At 62.1% G+C, this 19540-nt stretch carries 21 protein-coding genes, 1 tRNA gene and 1 pseudogene; 9 read left to right on the top strand and 14 right to left on the bottom strand.

The window, feature by feature from the left end; translation table 11 throughout:
• Positions 1–2 precede the first annotated feature (2 nt).
• Complete coding sequence (locus A3OO_RS0104770; protein ID WP_018406694.1) at positions 3–1079, top strand: alkene reductase; 1077 nt, start codon at positions 3–5, stop codon at positions 1077–1079.
• A 227-nt stretch (positions 1080–1306) separates the two neighbouring features.
• Here A3OO_RS0104770 and A3OO_RS0104760 read toward each other — a convergent pair whose 3' ends face one another.
• From A3OO_RS0104760 to A3OO_RS0104735, 6 genes are all read right to left on the bottom strand, one after another.
• Complete coding sequence (locus A3OO_RS0104760; RefSeq protein ID WP_018406692.1) at positions 1307–2056, bottom strand: L,D-transpeptidase; 750 nt, start codon at positions 2054–2056, stop codon at positions 1307–1309.
• Between the two features lie 132 nt (positions 2057–2188).
• Positions 2189–2635: a peptidoglycan-binding domain-containing protein gene (locus tag A3OO_RS21140; RefSeq protein WP_018406691.1), complete on the bottom strand. Its 447-nt coding sequence runs from the start codon at positions 2633–2635 to the stop codon at positions 2189–2191.
• 62 nt (positions 2636–2697) lie between these two features.
• Positions 2698–3159 (bottom strand): peptidoglycan-binding domain-containing protein, encoded by a 462-nt coding sequence (locus A3OO_RS24525; RefSeq protein ID WP_026222691.1) that lies wholly within the window; start codon positions 3157–3159, stop codon positions 2698–2700.
• Positions 3160–3260: 101 nt separating this feature from the next.
• Positions 3261–3746, bottom strand: a complete 486-nt coding sequence (locus A3OO_RS21135) for a peptidoglycan-binding domain-containing protein (RefSeq protein ID WP_018406689.1) — start codon at positions 3744–3746, stop codon at positions 3261–3263.
• Positions 3747–3759: 13 nt separating this feature from the next.
• Complete coding sequence (locus A3OO_RS0104740; RefSeq protein WP_018406688.1) at positions 3760–4044, bottom strand: peptidoglycan-binding domain-containing protein; 285 nt, start codon at positions 4042–4044, stop codon at positions 3760–3762.
• Positions 4045–4297: 253 nt separating this feature from the next.
• Positions 4298–4373, bottom strand: a tRNA-Phe gene (locus A3OO_RS0104735).
• Positions 4374–4616: 243 nt separating this feature from the next.
• On the opposite strand from A3OO_RS0104735, the pseudogene A3OO_RS21130 reads away from it, so the two are divergent.
• The 6 genes and pseudogenes from A3OO_RS21130 to A3OO_RS0104705 all read left to right on the top strand — a co-directional run bounded on the left by A3OO_RS21130 (position 4617) and on the right by A3OO_RS0104705 (position 11335).
• Positions 4617–5608, top strand: a pseudogene (locus A3OO_RS21130) (aldo/keto reductase).
• Positions 5609–5795: 187 nt separating this feature from the next.
• A complete protein-coding gene (locus tag A3OO_RS0104725) occupies positions 5796–6374 on the top strand; it encodes an HdeD family acid-resistance protein (RefSeq protein WP_026222690.1) in 579 nt (192 codons plus the stop codon).
• A gap of 479 nt (positions 6375–6853) precedes the next feature.
• Entirely contained in the window at positions 6854–7756 is a 903-nt protein-coding gene (cysD, locus tag A3OO_RS0104720; protein ID WP_018406685.1) for a sulfate adenylyltransferase subunit CysD, read from the top strand.
• Positions 7756–9657: a sulfate adenylyltransferase subunit CysN gene (gene cysN, locus A3OO_RS0104715; RefSeq protein ID WP_018406684.1), complete on the top strand. Its 1902-nt coding sequence runs from the start codon at positions 7756–7758 to the stop codon at positions 9655–9657. Before cysD ends, cysN begins: the two co-directional genes overlap by 1 nt.
• A gap of 84 nt (positions 9658–9741) precedes the next feature.
• The gene (locus tag A3OO_RS0104710; protein ID WP_018406683.1) at positions 9742–10563 is read left to right on the top strand and encodes an ABC transporter permease; all 822 of its coding nucleotides are present in this window, start codon (positions 9742–9744) and stop codon (positions 10561–10563) included.
• 418 nt (positions 10564–10981) lie between these two features.
• Complete coding sequence (locus tag A3OO_RS0104705; RefSeq protein ID WP_040573355.1) at positions 10982–11335, top strand: RidA family protein; 354 nt, start codon at positions 10982–10984, stop codon at positions 11333–11335.
• 65 nt (positions 11336–11400) lie between these two features.
• Here A3OO_RS0104705 and A3OO_RS0104700 read toward each other — a convergent pair whose 3' ends face one another.
• The 3 genes from A3OO_RS0104700 to A3OO_RS0104690 all read right to left on the bottom strand — a co-directional run bounded on the left by A3OO_RS0104700 (position 11401) and on the right by A3OO_RS0104690 (position 14272).
• Positions 11401–12180 carry a HesA/MoeB/ThiF family protein gene (locus A3OO_RS0104700; RefSeq protein WP_018406681.1) on the bottom strand — a complete coding sequence of 260 codons (780 nt, stop codon included), beginning with the start codon at positions 12178–12180 and terminating at the stop codon, positions 11401–11403.
• Between the two features lie 101 nt (positions 12181–12281).
• Positions 12282–13382, bottom strand: a complete 1101-nt coding sequence (locus A3OO_RS0104695; protein WP_040573626.1) for a glycosyltransferase family 4 protein — start codon at positions 13380–13382, stop codon at positions 12282–12284.
• Complete coding sequence (locus tag A3OO_RS0104690; protein WP_018406679.1) at positions 13382–14272, bottom strand: UDP-2,3-diacylglucosamine diphosphatase; 891 nt, start codon at positions 14270–14272, stop codon at positions 13382–13384. The genes A3OO_RS0104695 and A3OO_RS0104690 overlap by 1 nt, the downstream gene beginning before the upstream one ends.
• A gap of 186 nt (positions 14273–14458) precedes the next feature.
• Between A3OO_RS0104690 and A3OO_RS0104685 the strand changes: the two genes are divergently transcribed.
• Positions 14459–15076 (top strand): helix-turn-helix domain-containing protein, encoded by a 618-nt coding sequence (locus A3OO_RS0104685; protein WP_018406678.1) that lies wholly within the window; start codon positions 14459–14461, stop codon positions 15074–15076.
• A gap of 55 nt (positions 15077–15131) precedes the next feature.
• Here the strand turns inward: A3OO_RS0104685 and bfr are convergent, their stop codons facing one another.
• The 3 genes from bfr to A3OO_RS23465 form a co-directional block, all read right to left on the bottom strand.
• Entirely contained in the window at positions 15132–15614 is a 483-nt protein-coding gene (gene bfr / locus A3OO_RS0104680) for a bacterioferritin (RefSeq protein WP_018406677.1), read from the bottom strand.
• A 27-nt stretch (positions 15615–15641) separates the two neighbouring features.
• Positions 15642–15878 (bottom strand): (2Fe-2S)-binding protein, encoded by a 237-nt coding sequence (locus tag A3OO_RS22855; RefSeq protein WP_014891379.1) that lies wholly within the window; start codon positions 15876–15878, stop codon positions 15642–15644.
• A 299-nt stretch (positions 15879–16177) separates the two neighbouring features.
• Positions 16178–16531, bottom strand: coding sequence for a hypothetical protein (locus A3OO_RS23465; protein WP_018406675.1), 354 nt, complete (start codon positions 16529–16531; stop codon positions 16178–16180).
• A gap of 96 nt (positions 16532–16627) precedes the next feature.
• Here A3OO_RS23465 and glpK point away from each other — a divergent pair, with 96 nt between their 5' ends.
• A complete protein-coding gene (gene glpK, locus A3OO_RS0104665; RefSeq protein WP_018406674.1) occupies positions 16628–18124 on the top strand; it encodes a glycerol kinase GlpK in 1497 nt (498 codons plus the stop codon).
• A 20-nt stretch (positions 18125–18144) separates the two neighbouring features.
• Here the strand turns inward: glpK and A3OO_RS0104660 are convergent, their stop codons facing one another.
• Together A3OO_RS0104660 and mutY are read right to left on the bottom strand one after the other, a co-directional pair.
• Positions 18145–18411, bottom strand: a complete 267-nt coding sequence (locus tag A3OO_RS0104660; protein ID WP_018406673.1) for an Imm74 family immunity protein — start codon at positions 18409–18411, stop codon at positions 18145–18147.
• Between the two features lie 23 nt (positions 18412–18434).
• Positions 18435–19499 carry an A/G-specific adenine glycosylase gene (mutY, locus tag A3OO_RS0104655; protein WP_018406672.1) on the bottom strand — a complete coding sequence of 355 codons (1065 nt, stop codon included), beginning with the start codon at positions 19497–19499 and terminating at the stop codon, positions 18435–18437.
• Between the last annotated feature and the right edge of the window lie 41 nt (positions 19500–19540).

Here is a 19540-nt window from a genome sequence, read left to right as displayed (position 1 = left end):
CAATGTCGATCTTGTTTCAACCCGTGCGCATCGGCGAGATGGAATTGCCGAACCGCATCATCATGGCGCCTCTCACCCGCTGCCGCGCCAGCGAAGGGCGTGTCCCCAACGCGCTCATGAGGGATTATTATGTGCAGCGCGCTTCCGCTGGGCTCATCCTCACTGAAGCAACATCGATCATGCCGATGGGCGTCGGCTATCCCGACACGCCGGGGATTTGGTCGGAGGCGCAGACCGAAGGATGGAGACGGATCACGGAGGCGGTGCACGATGCTGGCGGACGGATCATGCTGCAGCTCTGGCATGTCGGCCGCGTCTCGCATCCCATCTACCTCAACGGCGCGCCTCCTGTCGGGCCGAGCGCGATCGCGACCGCCGGACATGTGAGCCTGTTGCGCCCCTACCAGCCCTATCCGATACCCCGCGCCCTCGCGCTTTCCGAGATCGCGGAAATCGTCGAGGCCTATCGGCGCGGCGCTGAAAACGCCAAGGCGGCCGGTTTCGACGGCGTGGAGTTGCACGGCGCCAATGGCTATCTGCTCGACCAGTTTCTCCAGGACAGCGCGAACACGCGAACGGATCGCTATGGCGGCTCGGTCGAAAACCGCGCGCGCCTCATGCTTGAAGCGACCGACGCCGCTATCGCCGTCTGGGGGCCAGGCCGCGTCGGCATGCATCTGGCGCCGCGCGGCGATTCCCACTCGATGGGCGATTCCGACCCCGCGGCGACGTTCGGCTATGTCGCGCGTGAACTCGGCAAGCGCGGCGTCGCCTTCATCTGCGCCCGCGAACATGCGGGACCCGACGCGCTCGGACGCGTTCTCAAGGAGGAATTCGGCGGCGCCTACATTGTTAATGAGGGCTATGATGCTCAAGCTGCCGAAGCCGCGATCGCCGCGGGCGACGCCGACGCGGCGGCGTTTGGCAAGCTCTACATCGCCAATCCGGACCTGCCCGAGCGTCTTCGCAGGCATGCGGCGTTGAATGAACCTCAGCCGGCGACCTTTTATACGAAAGGTCCGGAGGGTTACACGGACTATCCGGCCATGAGCGCTTCCCGATCGCATGAAATCACGTGATCGATACGGAATCGCTCGAAATCAAAATGACGCAGCAGGTTCTCATCGAAAAAGTTCGTCAACTTTTTCGTAAACCTGCTCTGGCGGCATGAGCGGAGTTAGCCCGCCCGCGGGATTTCCGTTGCAGGCGTGAGCGTCAGGCGGATAGCAGGCTAACGCGCGAGATCATCAGGGGCGCCGCCGAAATCCCATCCGCAACCGGCTGGCTAGAACGGCTTTAGCCGGGGCTACCGGCGCGCCACTTTGGCGGGAAGAACGACGACTCGGGTTCCAGGGGTCGTTTTTTGGTAGAGATCCATCGCGTCCTGATTGATCATCCGGATGCAGCCAGACGATTGGCTCTTCCCGATGGTCCATGGCTCATTCGTGCCGTGGATGCGAAAGAGCGTATCTCGATCCCCTTGCCAGAGATACATCGCCCGGGCTCCCAACGGATTTCCAGGACCGCCATGCATGCCAAGACCGCTTTGCAGCTCAACCAGCTGTTTTTTAAGGTCGGGCCTGCGTTCGATCATTTCCTTTGGCGGATACCAGTCCGGCCATTCCTGCTTGCTCTTGATCGTCGCTTCCCCCGACCAGGCGAAACCGTCGCGACCAACGCCGATGCCGTAGCGGGTCGCCCGGCCGCCCGCTTCGACGTAATAGAGATAGTGTCCGGCGGGATCGACCACGATCGTCCCTGGAGTTTCTCTGGTCGAATAGGCGACGTTGGCGCGATGGAATGCTGCATCGACGAGGCCGGGTCTGACCGCCGGAACGATGAAGCCGGCGTCCTTCATCTCGCCGTAGAGATTGCCGCTTTGGACGGCGACGGCGTCGATGCGGCCCCCCGGCGCGGCAGGATCGCTGCGAGGCGTCGGCGCAACGGCGGAGGCGCTCAGCGTCGCAGGCGTCTGCGTGCTGGCGCATCCAGCAAGGCCGGCCCCAGCCGCTGCTGAGGCAAATATGATCAGGATTTGTCGGATTCTGGGAGGCATGGGCGATCACCGTCCTCGGCTGCGTCCCCTCAATATAGCTATATCCGCGCCGTTAACCAATTCGCCCGGTGGGGATCGGCGCGGGGGATGGCGAGGTCGGAAGCGCAACATGGCTGCTAAATCGTGATCAGATTAGCTTACGCCTCCCTCATTCTCGAGGGCGTCAACGACTTGCCAAGTCTTCAGACCAACGATGCCGTCACTGTCTAGGTGATAATCGTGCTGCAACTTCTTGACTGCCGCTTCAGTCATGGCGCCGAAGCGCCCGTCGACTCCGCCGGTGTTGAAACCGACAGCGCTCATTCGGCTCTGCAGACGACGAACGGGTAGGCCCGTCGAGCCGATCTTCAGCACGGGGTGGCTTTGATCAGCTTCGTCAATGTTGATCCACGTAACTCGGCCCACCACGCCATCAACCGCGATCTCCCGCGCCTGCTGAAATTTCTTAACTGCGCTCTCAGTTTTCGCCCCGAACTCTCCATCAACGGGGCCGACATCGAATCCGAGAGATTTAAGGGCCTCTTGTAGGTCCCGCACGGCGGGATCCCTAGATCCTTGCTTCAATATCGGTTCCGCCATGGCGTGCCATCCTGTCAAAAAACATGAGCCCGGTTGGCCTCCGGACCCCTTTGAAGCCGACGCTAAAAAGAAAGCATGCCGCTCACCAGAGCCTGCCAAGTAACCGGACCGACAATTCCGTCCACTTTCACGGAAGGGATGTCGAGTGAAAGCGCTTGCTGAAAACCACGCACCGATGCGTCTGTCACTGGTCCGAAGATTCCATCGACCTGCGGTCCCTTGCTGGGATCGCCAGACAGATTGCGAAACTGAAACTCCTCCTGCACTCCCCTAACCGCGTCGCCTTGGCTTCCTTTTTTGACCTGCACGACAAGGGCCGTCCAAGTGGTTGGGCCGACAATCCCATCCGCCGTTAATCCCTGGCTTGCTTGAAATGCCTTTACCGCCGCGTCGGTTTGCGGACCGAACAGACCATCCACGACGGCGCTATGTCCGCGCGCCCTCAGCAGATATTGCAGTGTCTTGATGGGATGTTCGCTAGAGCCGGTCTTGACCACTGGCCAAGGGCTAATGCTGCCAGACATTTACGCCTCCCCGCAATTCATGGAATAAAAATTATGAGCCCAGCTTGAAGATGGTCGCGATCGACGGAAGCCGCGCTCCGAATACGCGACATGAGCGGCGTTTAAAGTATAAGACCAGAGAGGCTCTCGAGCGTTGCTCCGGCGGCGCCCGCGGGAGCCATCCATGTCCGTTCGTCCATCACGCCGGTGCCTGAGAGACCGGCGTTAGTCTGGTATTTACGGACGACGTTCTCGGTCGTGGGGCCGAAAATGCCGTCGATCGCGCCGGTGTAACCAAAGCCCGTCTTGAGCACGCCTTGCAGCATGGCCACCACCGGCCCTAGGGACCCGGCCTGAAGCGTCGGTGACGCCTCGCGGTACGGGTGCACGTGGCTCCACGTGATCGGCCCGACGACGCCGTCCGCGACCAGTCCGTTCGATTGCTGGAAGTCCTTCACCGCCTGTTCCGTGCGCGGTCCGAAGACTCCGTCGACCTCGTCTGGTCCCAAGACCTTGTTGCGCGCGAAGACTCGTTGGAGTCGCTTCACGTCATCTCCGGTATCGCCTAGCTTGATCGTCGCCGGCATGTCGAGTCTCCCTTCGTTCATCGGCCCCTCACGTTTAGAAATCCTGCTCGATGAGCTTCCTCCAAGTCAGCGGGCCGATGATGGCGTCCTTGGCGAGATGGGCCGCCGTTTGGAAGGCGAGCAGCGCCTGCTTGGTATTCGCGCCGGCGGTCCCGTCCAGAATCAGGGGCGAAATCGGACTGCCATCCTCGCCGACATCGCCGGCGGTGAGGAAGACATTCAGCAGCGCCTGCAGCGTCTTGATGTCGTCACCTTCAATTGAATGCAGTTCGGCCTTCCGGAGGTCGATGGTTTTCAAATTTACTGCGACCTGCGTCATGATCCCTCGTCCTCTCATTTGCACGCCGCTCGTGAGCTACTGACAAATCATAGTTCGCTCAGCGCGGTTGTGATCATGCAAATTGATGAGGATGCGCGGAAATTGGCTGACACTGCTTCAGTTGCGACACGAATATTTCCGCCGCGCTCGCGAACCTAGATCTCGAGGAAACGCTTTAGAGTGCGCAGCTCAACGCGGTTAAGCCGCGAGAAATTCGCAATCTGCCTTAAATAGTTGATTTAACATAGTATTCTGGTGCCCAGGGGCGGGATCGAACCACCGACACTGCGATTTTCAGTCGCATGCTCTACCAACTGAGCTACCTGGGCTCGCGCGGACGCGATGTGTCGGGCTTATAGAAAGCGCGCAACGACTTGTCCAGACCCGCTAGGGTGGCGAGACCGTTACGCGAACTGTAACGCGACAGATCAGGCGGCCCAGCCGTTTAGTCCCAAAATTTTTGGCGTGGGTTGAGTTTCATTCGTTCTACTGTGAAGTCCGGCATTGGCGGATCGCAGTTCAGCGCGCGCCTAACCGCAGTCGCTCGACATGGAATTCTTAAGAGGTCTTCGATGATCACTCGCCAGCTTGGCGCGAACGGCCCCATTGCATCAGCCATCGGGCTTGGCTGCATGGGCATGTCGGACCTTTACGGCGCTTCGGATCGCGCGGAAGGCGTCGCCACCATTCACGCCGCTCTGGACGCTGGCGTCACCTTGCTCGACACCGGCGACTTCTACGGCATGGGCGACAATGAGATGCTGATCGCGGAGGCGCTGCGGGGCCGCCCGCGCGACCGCGTCATCCTCAGCGTCAAATTCGGCGCCCAGCGCGATCCGGACGGGAACTGGATCGGCTTTGATGGGCGGCCGTCCGCCGTGAAGACGGCGCTCGCCTACAGTCTGAAGAGACTTGGGGTCAATTATCTCGACATTTATCGCCCGGCGCGACTCGATCGAACGTGCCGATCGAGGAGACTGTCGGCGCCATCGCCGACATGGTCAAGGCGGGCCATGTGCGGTTTATCGGACTCTCGGAAGTCGGACCGGAGACGATCCGTCGCGCGGCCGCCGTACATCCAATCGCCGATCTGCAGATTGAATATTCGCTGGTTTCGCGGGGGATCGAAAGCTCGATCCTTCCGACGTGCCGCGCGCTCGGGATTGGCCTCACCGCCTATGGCGTCCTGTCGCGCGGACTGATCAGCGGCCACTGGCAAGACGGCGCGCAAACAGGAAGAGGAGATTTTCGCGCGAGCATTCCGCGCTTTCAGGGCGAAAACCTTGAAAAGAATCTGGCGCTCGTCGAGGAAATCAAGCGCATCGCCCACGCCAGAGGCGCGACCGTCGCGCAGGTCGCCATCGCCTGGGTTTTCTCGCGCGGCGACGACATCGTGCCGCTCATCGGCGCGCGGCGGCGCGACAGGCTCGCCGAATCGATCGGGGCGCTCGCGTTGACGCTCGATCGCGAGGACCTGGCCGCTTTGGAGAATCTCGCGTCTTCCGTCTCCGGAGCGCGCTACGCGCTGGCGCAGATGGCGCATCTCGACAGCGAACGGCGTTGAAAGGGCCGCTCAGGACGGGGCAGCGCGCGGATGCCGGCTGAGACGAGAGCCAAGTCCCGCTAATCGAGATTTCGGCGCGGACCCGAACGCCGCTGTCGGTCAAATCGTTTGGTCACAATTATCGGCTTGCTATTTGCGCCTAATCGGCAAAGATCCCGCTTTCCTCATCTCACCATGGAAGCCTTAGATGCAGCGACAGTTTGACTCTTTCGTTTCAGGCGCCCCCGATGTTCTCGCCGTTCACTGGGGCTGGGTCATAGCCCTTGGAATATTGGTCGGGGCGCTTGGAATCCTCGCAATCATCCGAGCCAGAATGGCGACGTTCATCGCGGTCGGCTTTCTTGGCGCGCTGCTCATCGTCAGCGCGGTGTCGGTTCTCATCTTCGCCTTTTCGGCCGCGGGCCTGTGGACAGACTTCTTCGTCCACGTCATCTGGGCGGTTCTTCTGGCGATCGTCGGAATCATGCTGCTGACGCGCCCGGCGATCAGCGCCGAGGCGATCACGCTTCTCATCGCCTTCTATTTCATCGCCGAAGGCATACTCGTCATCGGTTTTGCGCTGACCTCCCAGATCGACGGTCTGTGGATGTATCTCCTGCAGGGCGGCGTCGCGCTGCTGCTGGGCGCGCTGTTGGTGACCGGCTGGCCGTTCACCGGGCTGTGGGCGATCGGCACCTTCCTGGGCATCGATTTGCTGTTCAAAGGATGGGGAATCATCGCTCTCGGCTTTGGCCTTCGGGCGATCTCGGAAGGCGCTCTGCTTTAAGCGTCTGGACGGGCGCGTGAGCGCCCGTCAGCCTCAATCGGCGGGTTGGTCGCCGTAATCCGGCCGGAGCCGAACACGGCTCCCGCCACCCCTTTTGGGGAAGGGCGTGCTCGCCAATCAGTAGGCTGAAGCGCACGACATAGATCGGCGGCGCCGGCTGACTTGAAAAATCCGCGGCGACCGGATCATGCCGGAAGCGGCCCGCCACATTGCTGGGCTGAGGACATGGTACCCCGCCACCCCGGCTCGAACGGCGCCCCCCGGTCCTCCCCCCGGTCCTCCCCCCGGTCGCTCAACCCTTTGAGGATTAGAGCGCTATGCTGAGAATGGCGCGAACTGTTCGCTGACGAGCGCAGAGCTGGCGCGTCTCGGGAACGCGTTGAGGCCGATCAGGCAAGCCTTTTGCCAAGCCAATCTAATCATATTTTCGACTCCTTTGACGACCAACATGATGAGATCATTGCTAATTTTGAGGAAGAATGCCCCTCACGCCCCATCTACGCCGGCTCGAAGCCGAAGCGGTTTTCATTTTGCGCGAAGCGGTGGCCGAGTTCCGGCGTCCGGTGATGCTCTATTCCATCGGCAAGGATTCGAGCGTGATGTTGCATCTCGCGCTCAAGGCCTTCTACCCAGCCAAGCCGCCCTTCCCGCTGTTGCATGTCGACACCACGTGGAAGTTTCGCGAAATGATTGCGTTCCGCGACCAAACCGCGGCGCGCGTCGAAATGGAATTAATCGTTCATACGAATGAAGACGGGCGAAAGCGCGGCGTCTCGCCTTTCACATGCTCCTCATCCGCATACACGCAAGCAATGAAAACCGAGGCGCTCAGACAGGCGCTGAACGAAGGCGGATTCGACGCGGCCTTCGGCGGCGCGCGACGCGACGAGGAGAAAAGTCGGGCGAAGGAGCGCATCTTCTCGCATCGAACCGCTTCGCACGGATGGGATCCCAAGACTCAGCGCCCCGAACTTTGGCGGATTTTCAACACTCGTTTGGGAGCCGGCGAGACCATGCGGATCTTTCCGCTGTCGAATTGGACCGAGACCGACGTCTGGGACTACATCGCCGCGGAAAACATCCCGGTCGTGCCTCTTTATCTCGCAAAGGAACGGCCCGTCGTTCGACGCAACGGCGCTTACATCATGGTCGACGATGAAAGGTTTCCACTGGCGCCAGATGAAGTGGTCGAATCGCGGCGAGTGCGCTTTCGAACGCTTGGTTGCTACCCGCTGACGGGAGCGATCGAATCCGAGGCGGATACGCTGGAGGCGATCATCGCGGAAATGCGACAGGCCTCGACCTCTGAACGTCAAGGCAGGCTGATCGATTTCGATGAGTCTGCGTCGATGGAGCGAAAGAAGCGCGAGGGCTATTTCTGATGACCGCTCCCTTTATCGCAGATGCGGAAACCCTCGCAAAAGCCCAGCCAAGCCGGCCGCGGCCCACTTTGCGGGTCTTGACCTGCGGATCGGTCGATGACGGCAAGTCGACGCTCGTCGGGCGTCTGCTCTATGAACGTCAGCTGATCTTCGACGATCAACTTGCCGCTCTGCGCAGCGACTCGCTGCGGCACGGCACTTTAGGCGAGGAGATCGATTTCGCTTTGCTTGTCGACGGACTTGAGGCCGAACGCGAGCAAGGCATCACGATCGATGTCGCTTACCGCTATTTCTCCACCCCGGCGCGTTCGTTCATCTTGGCCGACGCGCCCGGTCATGAGCAATATACGCGCAACATGGCGACGGGAGCGTCGAACGCCGAGTTGGCCATACTGCTCGTCGACGCGCGCAAGGGTCTGCTGACTCAGACGCGGCGACATGCGACGATCGCCTCTCTCCTTGGCGTCCGGCACATCGTGCTGGCCGTCAACAAAATGGATCTTGTCGATTACGACGAAGCCGTGTTTGAAAGAATTGTCGGCGAATTTGAAAGCGTCGCCGCATCGCTCGCCTTTCGCTCCGTCGAAGCAATCCCCATCTCCGCCCGCGATGGGGACAATGTCGTCGCCGACTCGGCGAATATGCCCTGGCGTGACGGACCCAGTCTCTTGACCTATCTCGAAAACGCCGACGTCGAGACTGATGGCGGCGATGCGCCGCTGCGGCTGCCGGTGCAATGGGTGAATCGTCGAAGCGACGCCTTCCGCGGCTTCGCCGGCGCCATCGCTTCCGGCCGCCTTCAGGTCGGCGATGAAATCGTGGCGGCCGCCTCCGGACGGAAAACCACAATCGCGCGTATCGTCGCCATGGGCGGGGACCTGTTCAGCGCCGCCGCGCCGGACTCGGTCATGGTGACCTTCGCCGACGAAATCGACGCGTCTCGCGGCGACGTTCTCTGCCATCCGACGAACCGCCCGAACGTCGCCGACCAATTCGCCGCGCATCTCATTTGGATGAGCGACGAGAGCCTTCTGCCTGGCCGTTCATATTTGATGAAGATCAACGGCCGGTCTCTTGCCGCGAGCGTGACAGACATCAAACACAAGCTCGACGTCGATACTGGCGCAAAGAGCGCCGCCAAGACGCTGAGCCTCAATGAGATCGGCTTTTGCAACGTCGCGACCGCCGCGCCCGTCGCTTTTGATTCTTACGATGAAAACCGCACGACGGGCGCCTTTATCCTGATCGATCGCTTCAGCAATGCGACCGCCGCCGCAGGGATCATCGCCTTTCCGCTGCGACGCGCCACGAATATCCATCTTCAGGAGCAATCCGTCTCCAAGGCGACGCGCGCGCGTCTCAAACATCAGACGCCCGCGGTCCTATGGTTTACCGGGCTTTCCGGCGCGGGAAAATCAACGATCGCCAATCTCGTCGAATCCAAGCTTGTCGAACGTCACGCCCATACGCTGATGCTCGACGGCGACAATGTGCGGCACGGCCTCAACAAGGACCTCGGCTTTACCGAAGCCGACCGCGTCGAAAACATCCGTCGTGTGGGAGAAGTCGCGAAACTGATGGTCGACGCGGGCTTGATCGTGCTTTGCGCCTTCATTTCCCCCTTCCGCGCCGAGCGGCGGATGGTGCGAACGCTGGTCGGCGAACAGGAATTCATCGAGATCTTCATCGACGCGCCGCTCGATGTGTGCAAGGAGCGCGATCCCAAGGGATTGTATAAGCGCGCGCTCGCGGGCGAGATCAAGAATTTTACCGGCGTCGATCAGCCCTATGAAGCGCCGGAGTTTCCCGAATTGAAGGTGAGTTCAGCCGAACGCTCCGCCGAAGCCATCGCCGATCAGATCATCGCCTATCTTGAGGCGAACGGGATGCTGGGGGTCTAGCCAATGCGGCGCAGCGCAGCATCGGCTTCATCATTCCGCCTGGCTCTTATGAGATTTCGTACTTCGTGCGCACGTTGGAGTAAAATGTTGAGTCTAGCCCTTGAATCGCTCGGACGGGGTTACTATACGAGGCTCGGCGGCCAGCTCGCGGAGTTTCGCCGCATCCTTGGCGCGGTTCTGATCCAGGACATGCGCTCCCGCTTCGGGCATAGCCATCTCGGCTATTTGATCGCAATCGCTTGGCCCCTGTCGCACATCGGAGTGATTACGCTAGCGTATCTGTTAAAGGTCGCAGTCGCACCTGTCGGCGACAGCCCAACCATGTTTGTGGGAACGGGCGTTGTGCCCTACATCCTATGCCTTTATCCCGGCCGCGTGTTAGCAACGGTGATTCCGCAGAATCGCCAGTTATTGAATATTCCCCTCATCCAACCATTCCATCTCATTTTTGGCCGTTGCATCCTTGAAACCTTGAACGCCGTGATTGTGCTTGCACTCTTCATGTCAGTCGTCAGCTTGTTCGATGTTGACATCTGGCCCGCCGACACTACTGAAGCTTCCAAAGCGATCGGCGCCGCAGTATTTCTCGGCATCGGACTCGGTGTTTTCAACGTGGTTATGTGCGCGCTCGTGGGACAGTTCTTCTTAATATTTTTTATTCTTGTCATGGTTGCGCTTTATATTTTTGCGGGCGTCTATTTGCCACCAGCCGCGATGCCCGAAAATCTTCGGGAATACATGGCCTATAACCCTCTGCTGCAGCTCGTTGAATGGCTGCGCTCCGCTTATTATACGAGCTACGATTCCGAGCTCATCAACAAGTCCCTGATTCTGTGGGTCGGCGGGATCAGCCTCACGCTCGGTCTCATCGGCGAGCGGTTCTTGCGCGGCAAATTCTTCTCCTAACTCGCGCTTCGACGCGCTTTTCTCCGCAATGATAGGATTGCAGAGCGATCTCTGCGCGGACATGCAACGAGTGAAATGACCGACGAACCAAGCTGAAGGCGGGGAGCGTTTTCTAACGGCGAGGAGGCGGGTTTTGCTTTGACCGCGAAAAATTTCGTCAGTCTGTTCGGCAAACGGAAACGTAACTGCGACAATCACGCAGGCTCGCTTCGCAACGTTGCCTCCTAGGTTACATCGATTGTCCCGCCACTCGTTCACTGACGTGGCGGAGGCGGTTCGCGATCCTGCAAGTCTGCCCGGGCCGGGTGCGGCGCGTCCAGCGGCGCGGAGCGGTAGGTTCGCCGCGCTCGGCATTATCTAACCCGCTTGCCCGCGACACGCGCTTCGCCTAGACCGGCGCGGCACGCATGGAGGCGAGATGAGCAACATTAGAAGGATCGGCGCGGGGCCGCGTATGAGCCAAGCCGTCGTTCGCGGCAACGCCGTTTACACGGCCGGCCAGGTGGCCGACAAGACCAAGGGCGGATCAGTCGCCGATCAGACTCGCGAAATCCTCGCGCAGATCGACGCGCTTCTCGCGGAAGCCGGCAGCGCCAAGGCCAATATCCTGTCGGCGACGATTTACCTTGCCGACATCGCGACATTCGCCGAGATGAACGGCGTTTGGGACGAATGGGTCGACAAGGCCAATCCGCCCGCGCGCGCCACCGTCGAAGCGAAACTCGTGGCGCCGGCCTACAAGGTCGAGATCGCCGTCATCGCGGCGCTTTAGCGCATTTTCCTTCGAAGGGGACGTCGGTACGGCGCTGAAAATGCGCCACCAAAAAAGGCGCGCATTTATTGATGCGCACCGGCGCCGCTCAGCGGGTTTTGCGGATCGAAGGCGTAGCGCAAGGTTTCGAAGCGCATGTCGCGGGCGTCGATGAGCAGCAGCCGGCCGACTAGCCCCTCGCCGAAGCCGACGATCTCGCGCACCACTTCGAGCGCCATCATCGCGCCGACGACGCCGGCAAGCGCGCCGAGAACGCCCGCCTCTTCGCAGGTCGGGATTTCGCCCGGCTGCGGCGGCGTCGGAAACAGACAGCGATAGGTTGGATTAGGCCCGTCGGGGCCGCGCTCGAAGGGCCGCAGCGTCGTCAGCGACGCGTCGAAACCGCCGAGCGCGGCCGTCACGAGCGGCTTTCTTTCGTAATAGCAGGCGTCCGATACGAGATAGCGCGTCGCGAAATTGTCCGAACCGTCGGCCACGACATCGTAGCGCCCGATCAGCGCCCGGGCGTTCGTCTCATCGAGTCGCAGCGCATGCGGCTCGACGACGACATGCGGATTGAGGCGTGCGATAGCGTCCCGCGCGCTTTCGACCTTGGCGCGGCCGACGTCTTGCGTCGCATGGATCACCTGGCGTTGTAAGTTGGACAGTGAAACCGCGTCGTCGTCGACGACGCCGAGCGCGCCGACGCCGGCCGCGGCGAGATATTGCAGCAGCGGCGCGCCGAGGCCGCCAGCGCCGACGACGAGAACCCGCGCATCCTTGAGCTTGCCCTGGCCCGGCCCGCCGATGTCGCGCAGCACGAGATGCCTCGCGTAGCGTTCGATTTCTTCAGGCGAAAGGCTCAAGAAGACGCTCCGGCGCCGTGCGGGATTGCGGCGGCGCGACCATAGCGGCTTCGCTCTCTTGTCTCCAGCGATGACAACTGCAAACGCTGAAATGACGAGGGTCAGGGTTGGACAGGCTGCCGCTTTTTCACCGATCGACGGTCCTCGGCGGACGCCTGGCTCGTTTCGCGCAACGCCTCGAGGCCGACGCCGCCGAGCGCGGCCGCGCCGCGCGCATAAGCGATATTGTCGAGGAACTGTCGCGCGCAATTCTCCCAGGTAAAGGTCAGCGCATGCGCGCGCGCCGCCTCCCTGCTGATGTCGAGCGCCGCCAGCGCGGCGGTCTGGAGATCTTCGTTCAGCGCGCCCGCGCCGCTCGACCCGATGACGTCGAGCGGTCCCGTGACCGGATAGGCTGCGACCGGCAGGCCGCAGGCCATGGCTTCGAGAAGCACGATGCCGAACGTGTCGGTGCGGCTCGGAAAAACGAAGACGTCAGATGCGGCGTAGAGCGCCGCAAGTTCGGCGCTCGTTTTGACGCCGAGGAATTTCGCCTGCGGAAATTTGGCTTCAAGCCCCGCGCGCGCCGGTCCGTCGCCGGCGACAAGCTTCGTGCCCGGCAGATCGAGCGACAAAAACGCCTCGATGTTTTTCTCTACGGCGAGGCGCCCGGCGTAAAGGAAAATCGGCCGTTCATAGGGGAGTGGCGTCGCCGCATCGGGGGTAAACAACGCGTGGTCCACGCCGCGCGACCAGCGCAGGACCCGCCGAAATCCCCGCTCCGACAATTCGCGCGACAAACTCGGCGTCGACACCATCACGCCGGCGCCGGCGTTATGGAAGCGGCGCAACGCCGCATAGGCGACCCCGACGGGAAGCCCAAAACGCGCCTGGATATATTCGGGGAACCGCGTGTGGAAGCTCGTGGTGAAAGAGCGGCGCGCCCGCAGCAGGACCGCGCGGGTCACAAGGCCGATGGGCCCTTCCGTCGCGATATGGACGTGGTCATAACCATCTTCGAGCCGCCGGCGAACGGCGCGCGGCGAAGCGAGCGCCAGCGCGATCTCTGGATAGGTCGGCATGGGCAGCGAATTGAAGTCGCGCGGGGTCAAAAAGTCGATCTCGGCGCCCAGCGCGCGCGCCGACTGCGCCATGGTCTCGAGCGATCGGACGACGCCATTGACCTGCGGACGCCAGGCGTCCGTCGCAACCAATATTCGCATCAAGCCGCCGCCGCTCTCTGGTCCGGCAAGGCCCTGGCGCGCTCGGCCGCGTCAGCGGCGTCGCGTTCGGCCGCCGTCTTGTGCCACCGCAAAATCTCAAATGCGCCGTCGTCATGCTCGGCGATCGCGGTGCAGCTTTCGACAAAATCTCCGGTATTGACGTAGAGCTTGCCGCTGATCGTCTTGATCGTCGCGTGATGGATATGTCCGCAGATCACGCCGTCAACGTTGCGGCGGGCCGCCTCGGACGCGAGAGCGTTCTCGAAATCGCCGATGAAATTGACGGCGTTTTTGACCTTCAGCTTCGCCCAGGCGGAAAGCGACCAATAGCCGACTCCGAACATGCGGCGCGCACGGTTGAACCAAGTGTTGACGACGATCGCAAAATCATAGGCCCAGTCGCCGAAGAAGGCGAGCCAGCGGGCGTTGCGCACGACGATGTCGAACTGATCGCCGTGGATGACCAGCATGGTCTTGCCGTCGGCGGTTTTATGCAGCGCGTGGTCGACGACATCGACGCCGCCGAAGTTGAGGCCGGTGTATTCGCGGGCGAATTCGTCGTGATTGCCCGGCACGTATATGACATGCGCGCCCTTTCGAGCCTTGCGCAACAGCTTTTGAATCACGTCGTTATGCGCCTGCGGCCAATACCAGCCGTTTTTCAGCCGCCAGCCGTCGACGATGTCGCCGACAAGATAGAACGTGTCGGCGTCGTTATGTTTGAGGAAATCGACCAGCAGTTCAGCCTGGGCGCCGCGTGCGCCCAGATGCAGATCGGACAAAAACAGCGTCCGATAGCGCTTCACTGCATATTCACTTGCCGGATCCGACATCTGCGCTGTGTTGCGCACCGCTTGGGAGACATTCACCCTGGCGTTTCTGTCGAGCATGAGCTGTTCGCCTCTCGCCTTCGCCGCTTGGCCTGATTGACCAGATTCGGATCACAGCCAGATGACATGGCCGTCTCGGGCTCGAGCAGACGCAAGCGCGGGGGTTGCTGTTCGATATTTCGAACGCAGTCGGCTATCTTGCCGATCGATTCTGAACGTACGGGCGCAGCTGAAGCGCTGGGGATGATGGGCGTCGAAGGTCAGGACAAGCAAAAAATGTTGGAGGCGGGCGCGCTTGCGCTTTCCGGTCAGCTCGGCGCGACCGTGCAGCGGCTGCGGAAAGCCTATAATTTGTCGCTTTCCGAACTCTCTTCGCAGTCTGGAGTCGCCAAGTCGATCATCAGCCAGATCGAGCGCAATGAAACCAATCCGACGCTCGCCACCATCTGGCGTCTCGCGCAGGCGCTCGACGTCTCGATCGAGCGGGTTTTGCAGACGACGGAAGACGGACCCTTCCTCGAGAAAACCAGCAAAGCGGACACGCCCATCCTGGTGTCCGACGACGGCAAATGCCGGCTCGAGATCATCGGCTGGATCAAGACGGTCGAGTGGCTGCAGTGCTATGAATTCGCCGCCGCGCCTGGAGGCGTATTGGAATCCGAGGCGCATCAGCGCGGCTCGGTCGAGAGCCTGTCGGTACGCGACGGTGAGCTTGAGGTCGAGGTCGCCGGAGCGAAGTCGAGCGTGAAAGCTGGGGAAACCCTGCGCTATCGCTGCGACCGGCCGCACATTATCCGCAACCTCGGCAAAACGCCGGCGCAGGCGACGATGGTGTGCATTCTGAAGGCGGCGGTGATGGAATGACCCGCCGCCGCCGCGGACGCGCAAGCGTCCTGCGGCGGTCGATGGCGGCCCTCCGTCAGGAGGAGTGCAACTCGCCGACGTGCTTTTGCGAGTAAAGCTGGACGCCGAGCTGCTTGATCAACTCAAGCTGCGTCTCGAGGAAGTCGATGTGTTTTTCCTCGCTCTTCACCACGCCTTCGAAAAGCTGCTCGGAAACGCGATCGTTGATCGAGAGACAATAGGCCGCGGCTTCGAGATACAGCTCGCGGGCGGCGAACTCGGTCTCTAGGTCCGCCTTGATGATCTCCTCGACGGATTGGCCGATACGCAGCGGATCGAGCACCTGCATATTCGGGAAGCCCTCAAGGAAGAGGATACGCTCAGCGAAATGATCCGCGTGACGCATCTCCTCGATCGACTCTTCCCGCCATTTCTTGGCGAGTTCGAGAAAACCCCAATTGTGGAATATGCGGTAGTGCAGCCAGTATTGATTGACCGCGGTCAATTCTGCGCGCAACCCGCGATTGAGATAATCGATGACCTTCGCGTCACCGCGCATGTCCGCATCCTTTCCATGAAAATAGACTTACGCCGCCAGTTCGTCGGCGCGACAGCCTTCACAATCGCCGCTCCCCGAGCACTCATCCAATCCTCTCGCGGCGTGCTGGTCGACGATGGCGACAATGCTGCGCACGCATCGCCCGCATTTCGCCTCGCAGCCCATATGCCGGAACACAGCTGAAACCGAAGGCCGGTCACCGCGTGGCCCAAGCGTATCGCGCACATCGCGGTCCGACAGGACGTTGCACGAACAGACGATCATTGCTTAGCCTAGTTTGGAAAGGTTGCAAACTACTTTCTGGAAAGGTTGCAAATTTCCCTTCTTTGGAAAGATTGCAAACTACCTTTCGTATCAGTAGGTTACAACATCTCCTTCCGTTTGCCAACTCCCGCGTGTCGCCTTTCGGACAGACCCGCGCCGATGAACTCTGATTGGCAAGGACCATGCCGGTTTATCAAATACATTTTGGACGGATCGGTCTCCCGGCAAGTGTCAAAAAAGGAGCCGCGAACGACGTCCGCGGCTCCTGATCTCGGGGCTAATCTTGGGGTAAATCTTTCCTACCAGTGACGGTGCCCGCCGCCGCCCCAGCCGCCGCCGCCCCAGCCGCCGTGTCCGCCCCAGCCTGGTCCGCCCCAGCCTGGGCGTCGCCAACCATAGCCGCCGCCCCAGCGGGGACCACCCCAGCCGTAGCCGCCGCCCCAGCCATAGCCGGGCTGCCACCAGCACCGGTAGGGTCCGCACACCCAGCGCGCCTTCTCGACGCCGGGGCCCAGCTGAGCCGCGGGCGCGCGATCAATCCCCGGCAGCGCGGCAGCCTCCGGCGCGAGTGCGTTCGAAGCGAGAACGAAAAGAAGCGCGGCGAGGGCCGGCTTGATTGGCGCCGATAGGGTTTTGACGGCTGCCGATCTCATGGAGCATCCTCCTCTTGAGAAATGATGGAACCGTTTTCAATTTGCGGCGAACGCGCTGAACCGAGGCTGAAACTTCCGTTCATCAGAGGGTTATGAATGTCCAAACTCCTGGGCGCGCTCGATCAGGGCACGACGAGCACGCGCTTTATCGTCATGCGCAGTCATGGCGGGATCATTGCCCAGGCGCAGCGCGAGCACCGGCAAATCTATCCCCGCCCCGGATGGGTCGAACATGACGCCGCCGAGATTTGGCGCAACGCGCAGGCCGTGATCGAAACGGCGCTGGCCGAGGCCAACGTCTCGGCCAGCGACCTCTCGGCCGTCGGCGTCACCAACCAGCGCGAGACGACGGTCTTGTGGGATGCGGCGACCGGCGCGCCGCTTCATCACGCGATCGTCTGGATGGATACGCGCACGCAAGCCGCCGTCGACCGGATCGCGGCGCAAGATTTGGGCAATCTGGTCCGCGCAAAAACAGGTCTGCCGCTCGCGAGCTATTTTTCCGCGCTCAAGCTCGCCTGGCTTCTCGATGAAATCCCCGGCGCCCGAGCGAGGGCGGCGCAGGGCGCGGCGCTGTTCGGCACGATCGATTCCTGGATCATCTGGAATCTGACCGGCGGCCCCGGCGGCGGCCGCCATCTCATCGACGCGACCAACGCCTCGCGCACGCAGCTGATGAATCTCGAAACCCTGAACTGGGACGAAGAGCTGCTGCGGATCTTCGACATTCCCCCAGCCTGCCTGCCGAAAATATGCTCGTCGAGCGAGGTGTATGGGGAATGCGTCGGCGCGCTCGCCGGCGTTCCGCTCGCCGGCGCGCTTGGCGACCAGCATGCCGCGCTGCTCGGGCAAGCCTGCGTCGATGTTGGCGACGCCAAGAACACTTATGGCACCGGCTGTTTTCTGCTGATGAACGTCGGCGAGACGCCGCGCATATCGACCAAAGGCCTGCTGACGACGCTCGCCTATCAGCTTGGCGACGCAAAACCGTGCTACGCGCTGGAAGGCTCGATCGCGATCGCCGGCGCTCTGGTGCAGTGGCTACGCGACAATCTCGGGATCATTAAAGAGAGCCGCGAGATCGAGGCGCTGGCGAGGAGCGTGCCGGACAATGGCGACGTCTATTTCGTGCCGGCCTTCTCTGGTCTTTTTGCGCCGCGATGGCGTGGCGACGCCCGCGGGATCATCGCCGGGCTGACGCGTTTCTCCAACAAGGGCCATATCGCCCGCGCGGCGCTCGAAGCCGCGGCGTTTCAGACCCGCGAAGTCCTGGCGGCGATGATCGCCGACGCGGGCGTTGAGATCAGCGCGCTGAAGGTCGATGGCGGCATGGCGGGGAGCGATTTGTTGATGCAGTTTCAGGCCGACCTCATCGACGCGCCGGTCGTCCGCCCCAGCCAGTTGGAGTTGACGGCGGTCGGCGCCGCCTATGCGGCGGGCCTCGCCGTCGGCGTTTACAAAGGCCTGGATGACATCGCCGCGCAGACGCGACAATCACGTCGCTTTATGCCCGATATGACGCCGCAGGAGCGAGCGCGCCTGATCGCATCCTGGGAAAAGGCCGTCGAGCGTTCGCTCGGCTGGGCGGTCTGACAAGTTTGAGACTTGCGCCGCTATTCGAAATCCGCGCTCAAACCGTGTTTTTCGAGCTGCTTTTCGACCGCGTCGAGAATTTTCTGCAGCTCCTCGATGCCGATCGGCGTTTCATCGTCGGGCGCGTCCCAATGTTCGAGGTCGTCGAGACGCACGATGAAATCGGCGTCCTCTTCTGATTCGCCGTCCGGCGGCGCGGCGGGGATGGTGAGCGTTTTCCCGGCGCGGCGCACGCGAATCGCGCCCTCCGTCACTTCGACCTGATAGCCGCCTGCGCGTCGCGCCATCGCTCCCTCCAGCCTTGCAGCTCTCATGCGTCGAGAAGTCCGGCGCGAGCGGCGGCCTTGCGCATGAGGGTGGGCAGTCCTTCTTTACCCAGATTGGCGCGCGCCGCCCAGCGGCAATCTGAGGGCGCCGCTTTGGCCCGCGTATGCGCAACGAACACCGTCGCCTCCAGGGCGAAATGGGTGAACACATGCGTCACCGGCTCTTCAAGCGCGCGCCACCGCGCCGCGCAGGGCGCGAAACCCGAGAAATCCGCGGCGGCGATGTCCTGCGTCAAAGGCGTCGACGGAAAGGCGTTCATGCCGCCAAAGAGCCCGCGCGGCGGCCGGCGCAGGAGCAACGCCTCGTCGCCGCGCCGCAGAATAAAGATCGCGCCGCGGCGTCTGGGCTTCGGCCGCTTGAGCTCGCGCGCCGGGTAGTCGCTCTGCGCGCCGAGGCGCCGCGCGGCGCAGAAAGACGACAGCGGACAGGCCGGGCAGTCCGGCGTTCGCGGCGCGCAAACAAGCGCGCCGAGCTCCATCAGCGCCTGAACGGAATCGCCGGGGCGCGCGGGGCTCATGAGCGCCGCGGCCTTTTCGCGAATTTGCGGCGCAATCTTGCGCGGCGGCGTCTCCATCGCGTGAAGACGCGCGACGACGCGCTCGACATTGCCGTCGACGGCGACGCAGAGCTGATCGAAAGCGATGGCGGCGATCGCCGCCGCCGTATAGGGACCGACGCCGGGAAGCCGGCGCAGCGCCGCTTCGTCGCGCGGAAAGCGCCCCTGATGCCCTTCAACCACCGCACGGGCGCAGGCGTGCAGATTGCGCGCCCGGGCGTAGTAGCCGAGCCCCGCCCATTGCGCGAGAACGTCATCGAGCGGCGCGCGCGCCAGATCATCGATCGCCGGCCAGCGCGTCAGGAAGGCCGCATAACGCTCCTTCACCGTCGCGACGGTCGTCTGCTGCAACATGATTTCGGAAAGCCAAATCCGATAGGGGTCCGGCGCTTCGCCCGCCCGCGCGCGCCAGGGCAGGTCGCGCCGATGGGCGTCATACCAGGCGAGCAGCGCCGCGCCCGGTTTGGTCGATCTCGCGCGAGGCTTTATCATGAAAGCGATTGATAGAGGGCGAAGCCTCGCCCCGGCAAGGA

The sequence above is a fragment of the Methylocystis rosea SV97 genome (genome assembly GCF_000372845.1).
Classification (GTDB): domain Bacteria; phylum Pseudomonadota; class Alphaproteobacteria; order Rhizobiales; family Beijerinckiaceae; genus Methylocystis; species Methylocystis rosea.
This window is presented reverse-complemented; position numbering and strand designations above follow the sequence as displayed.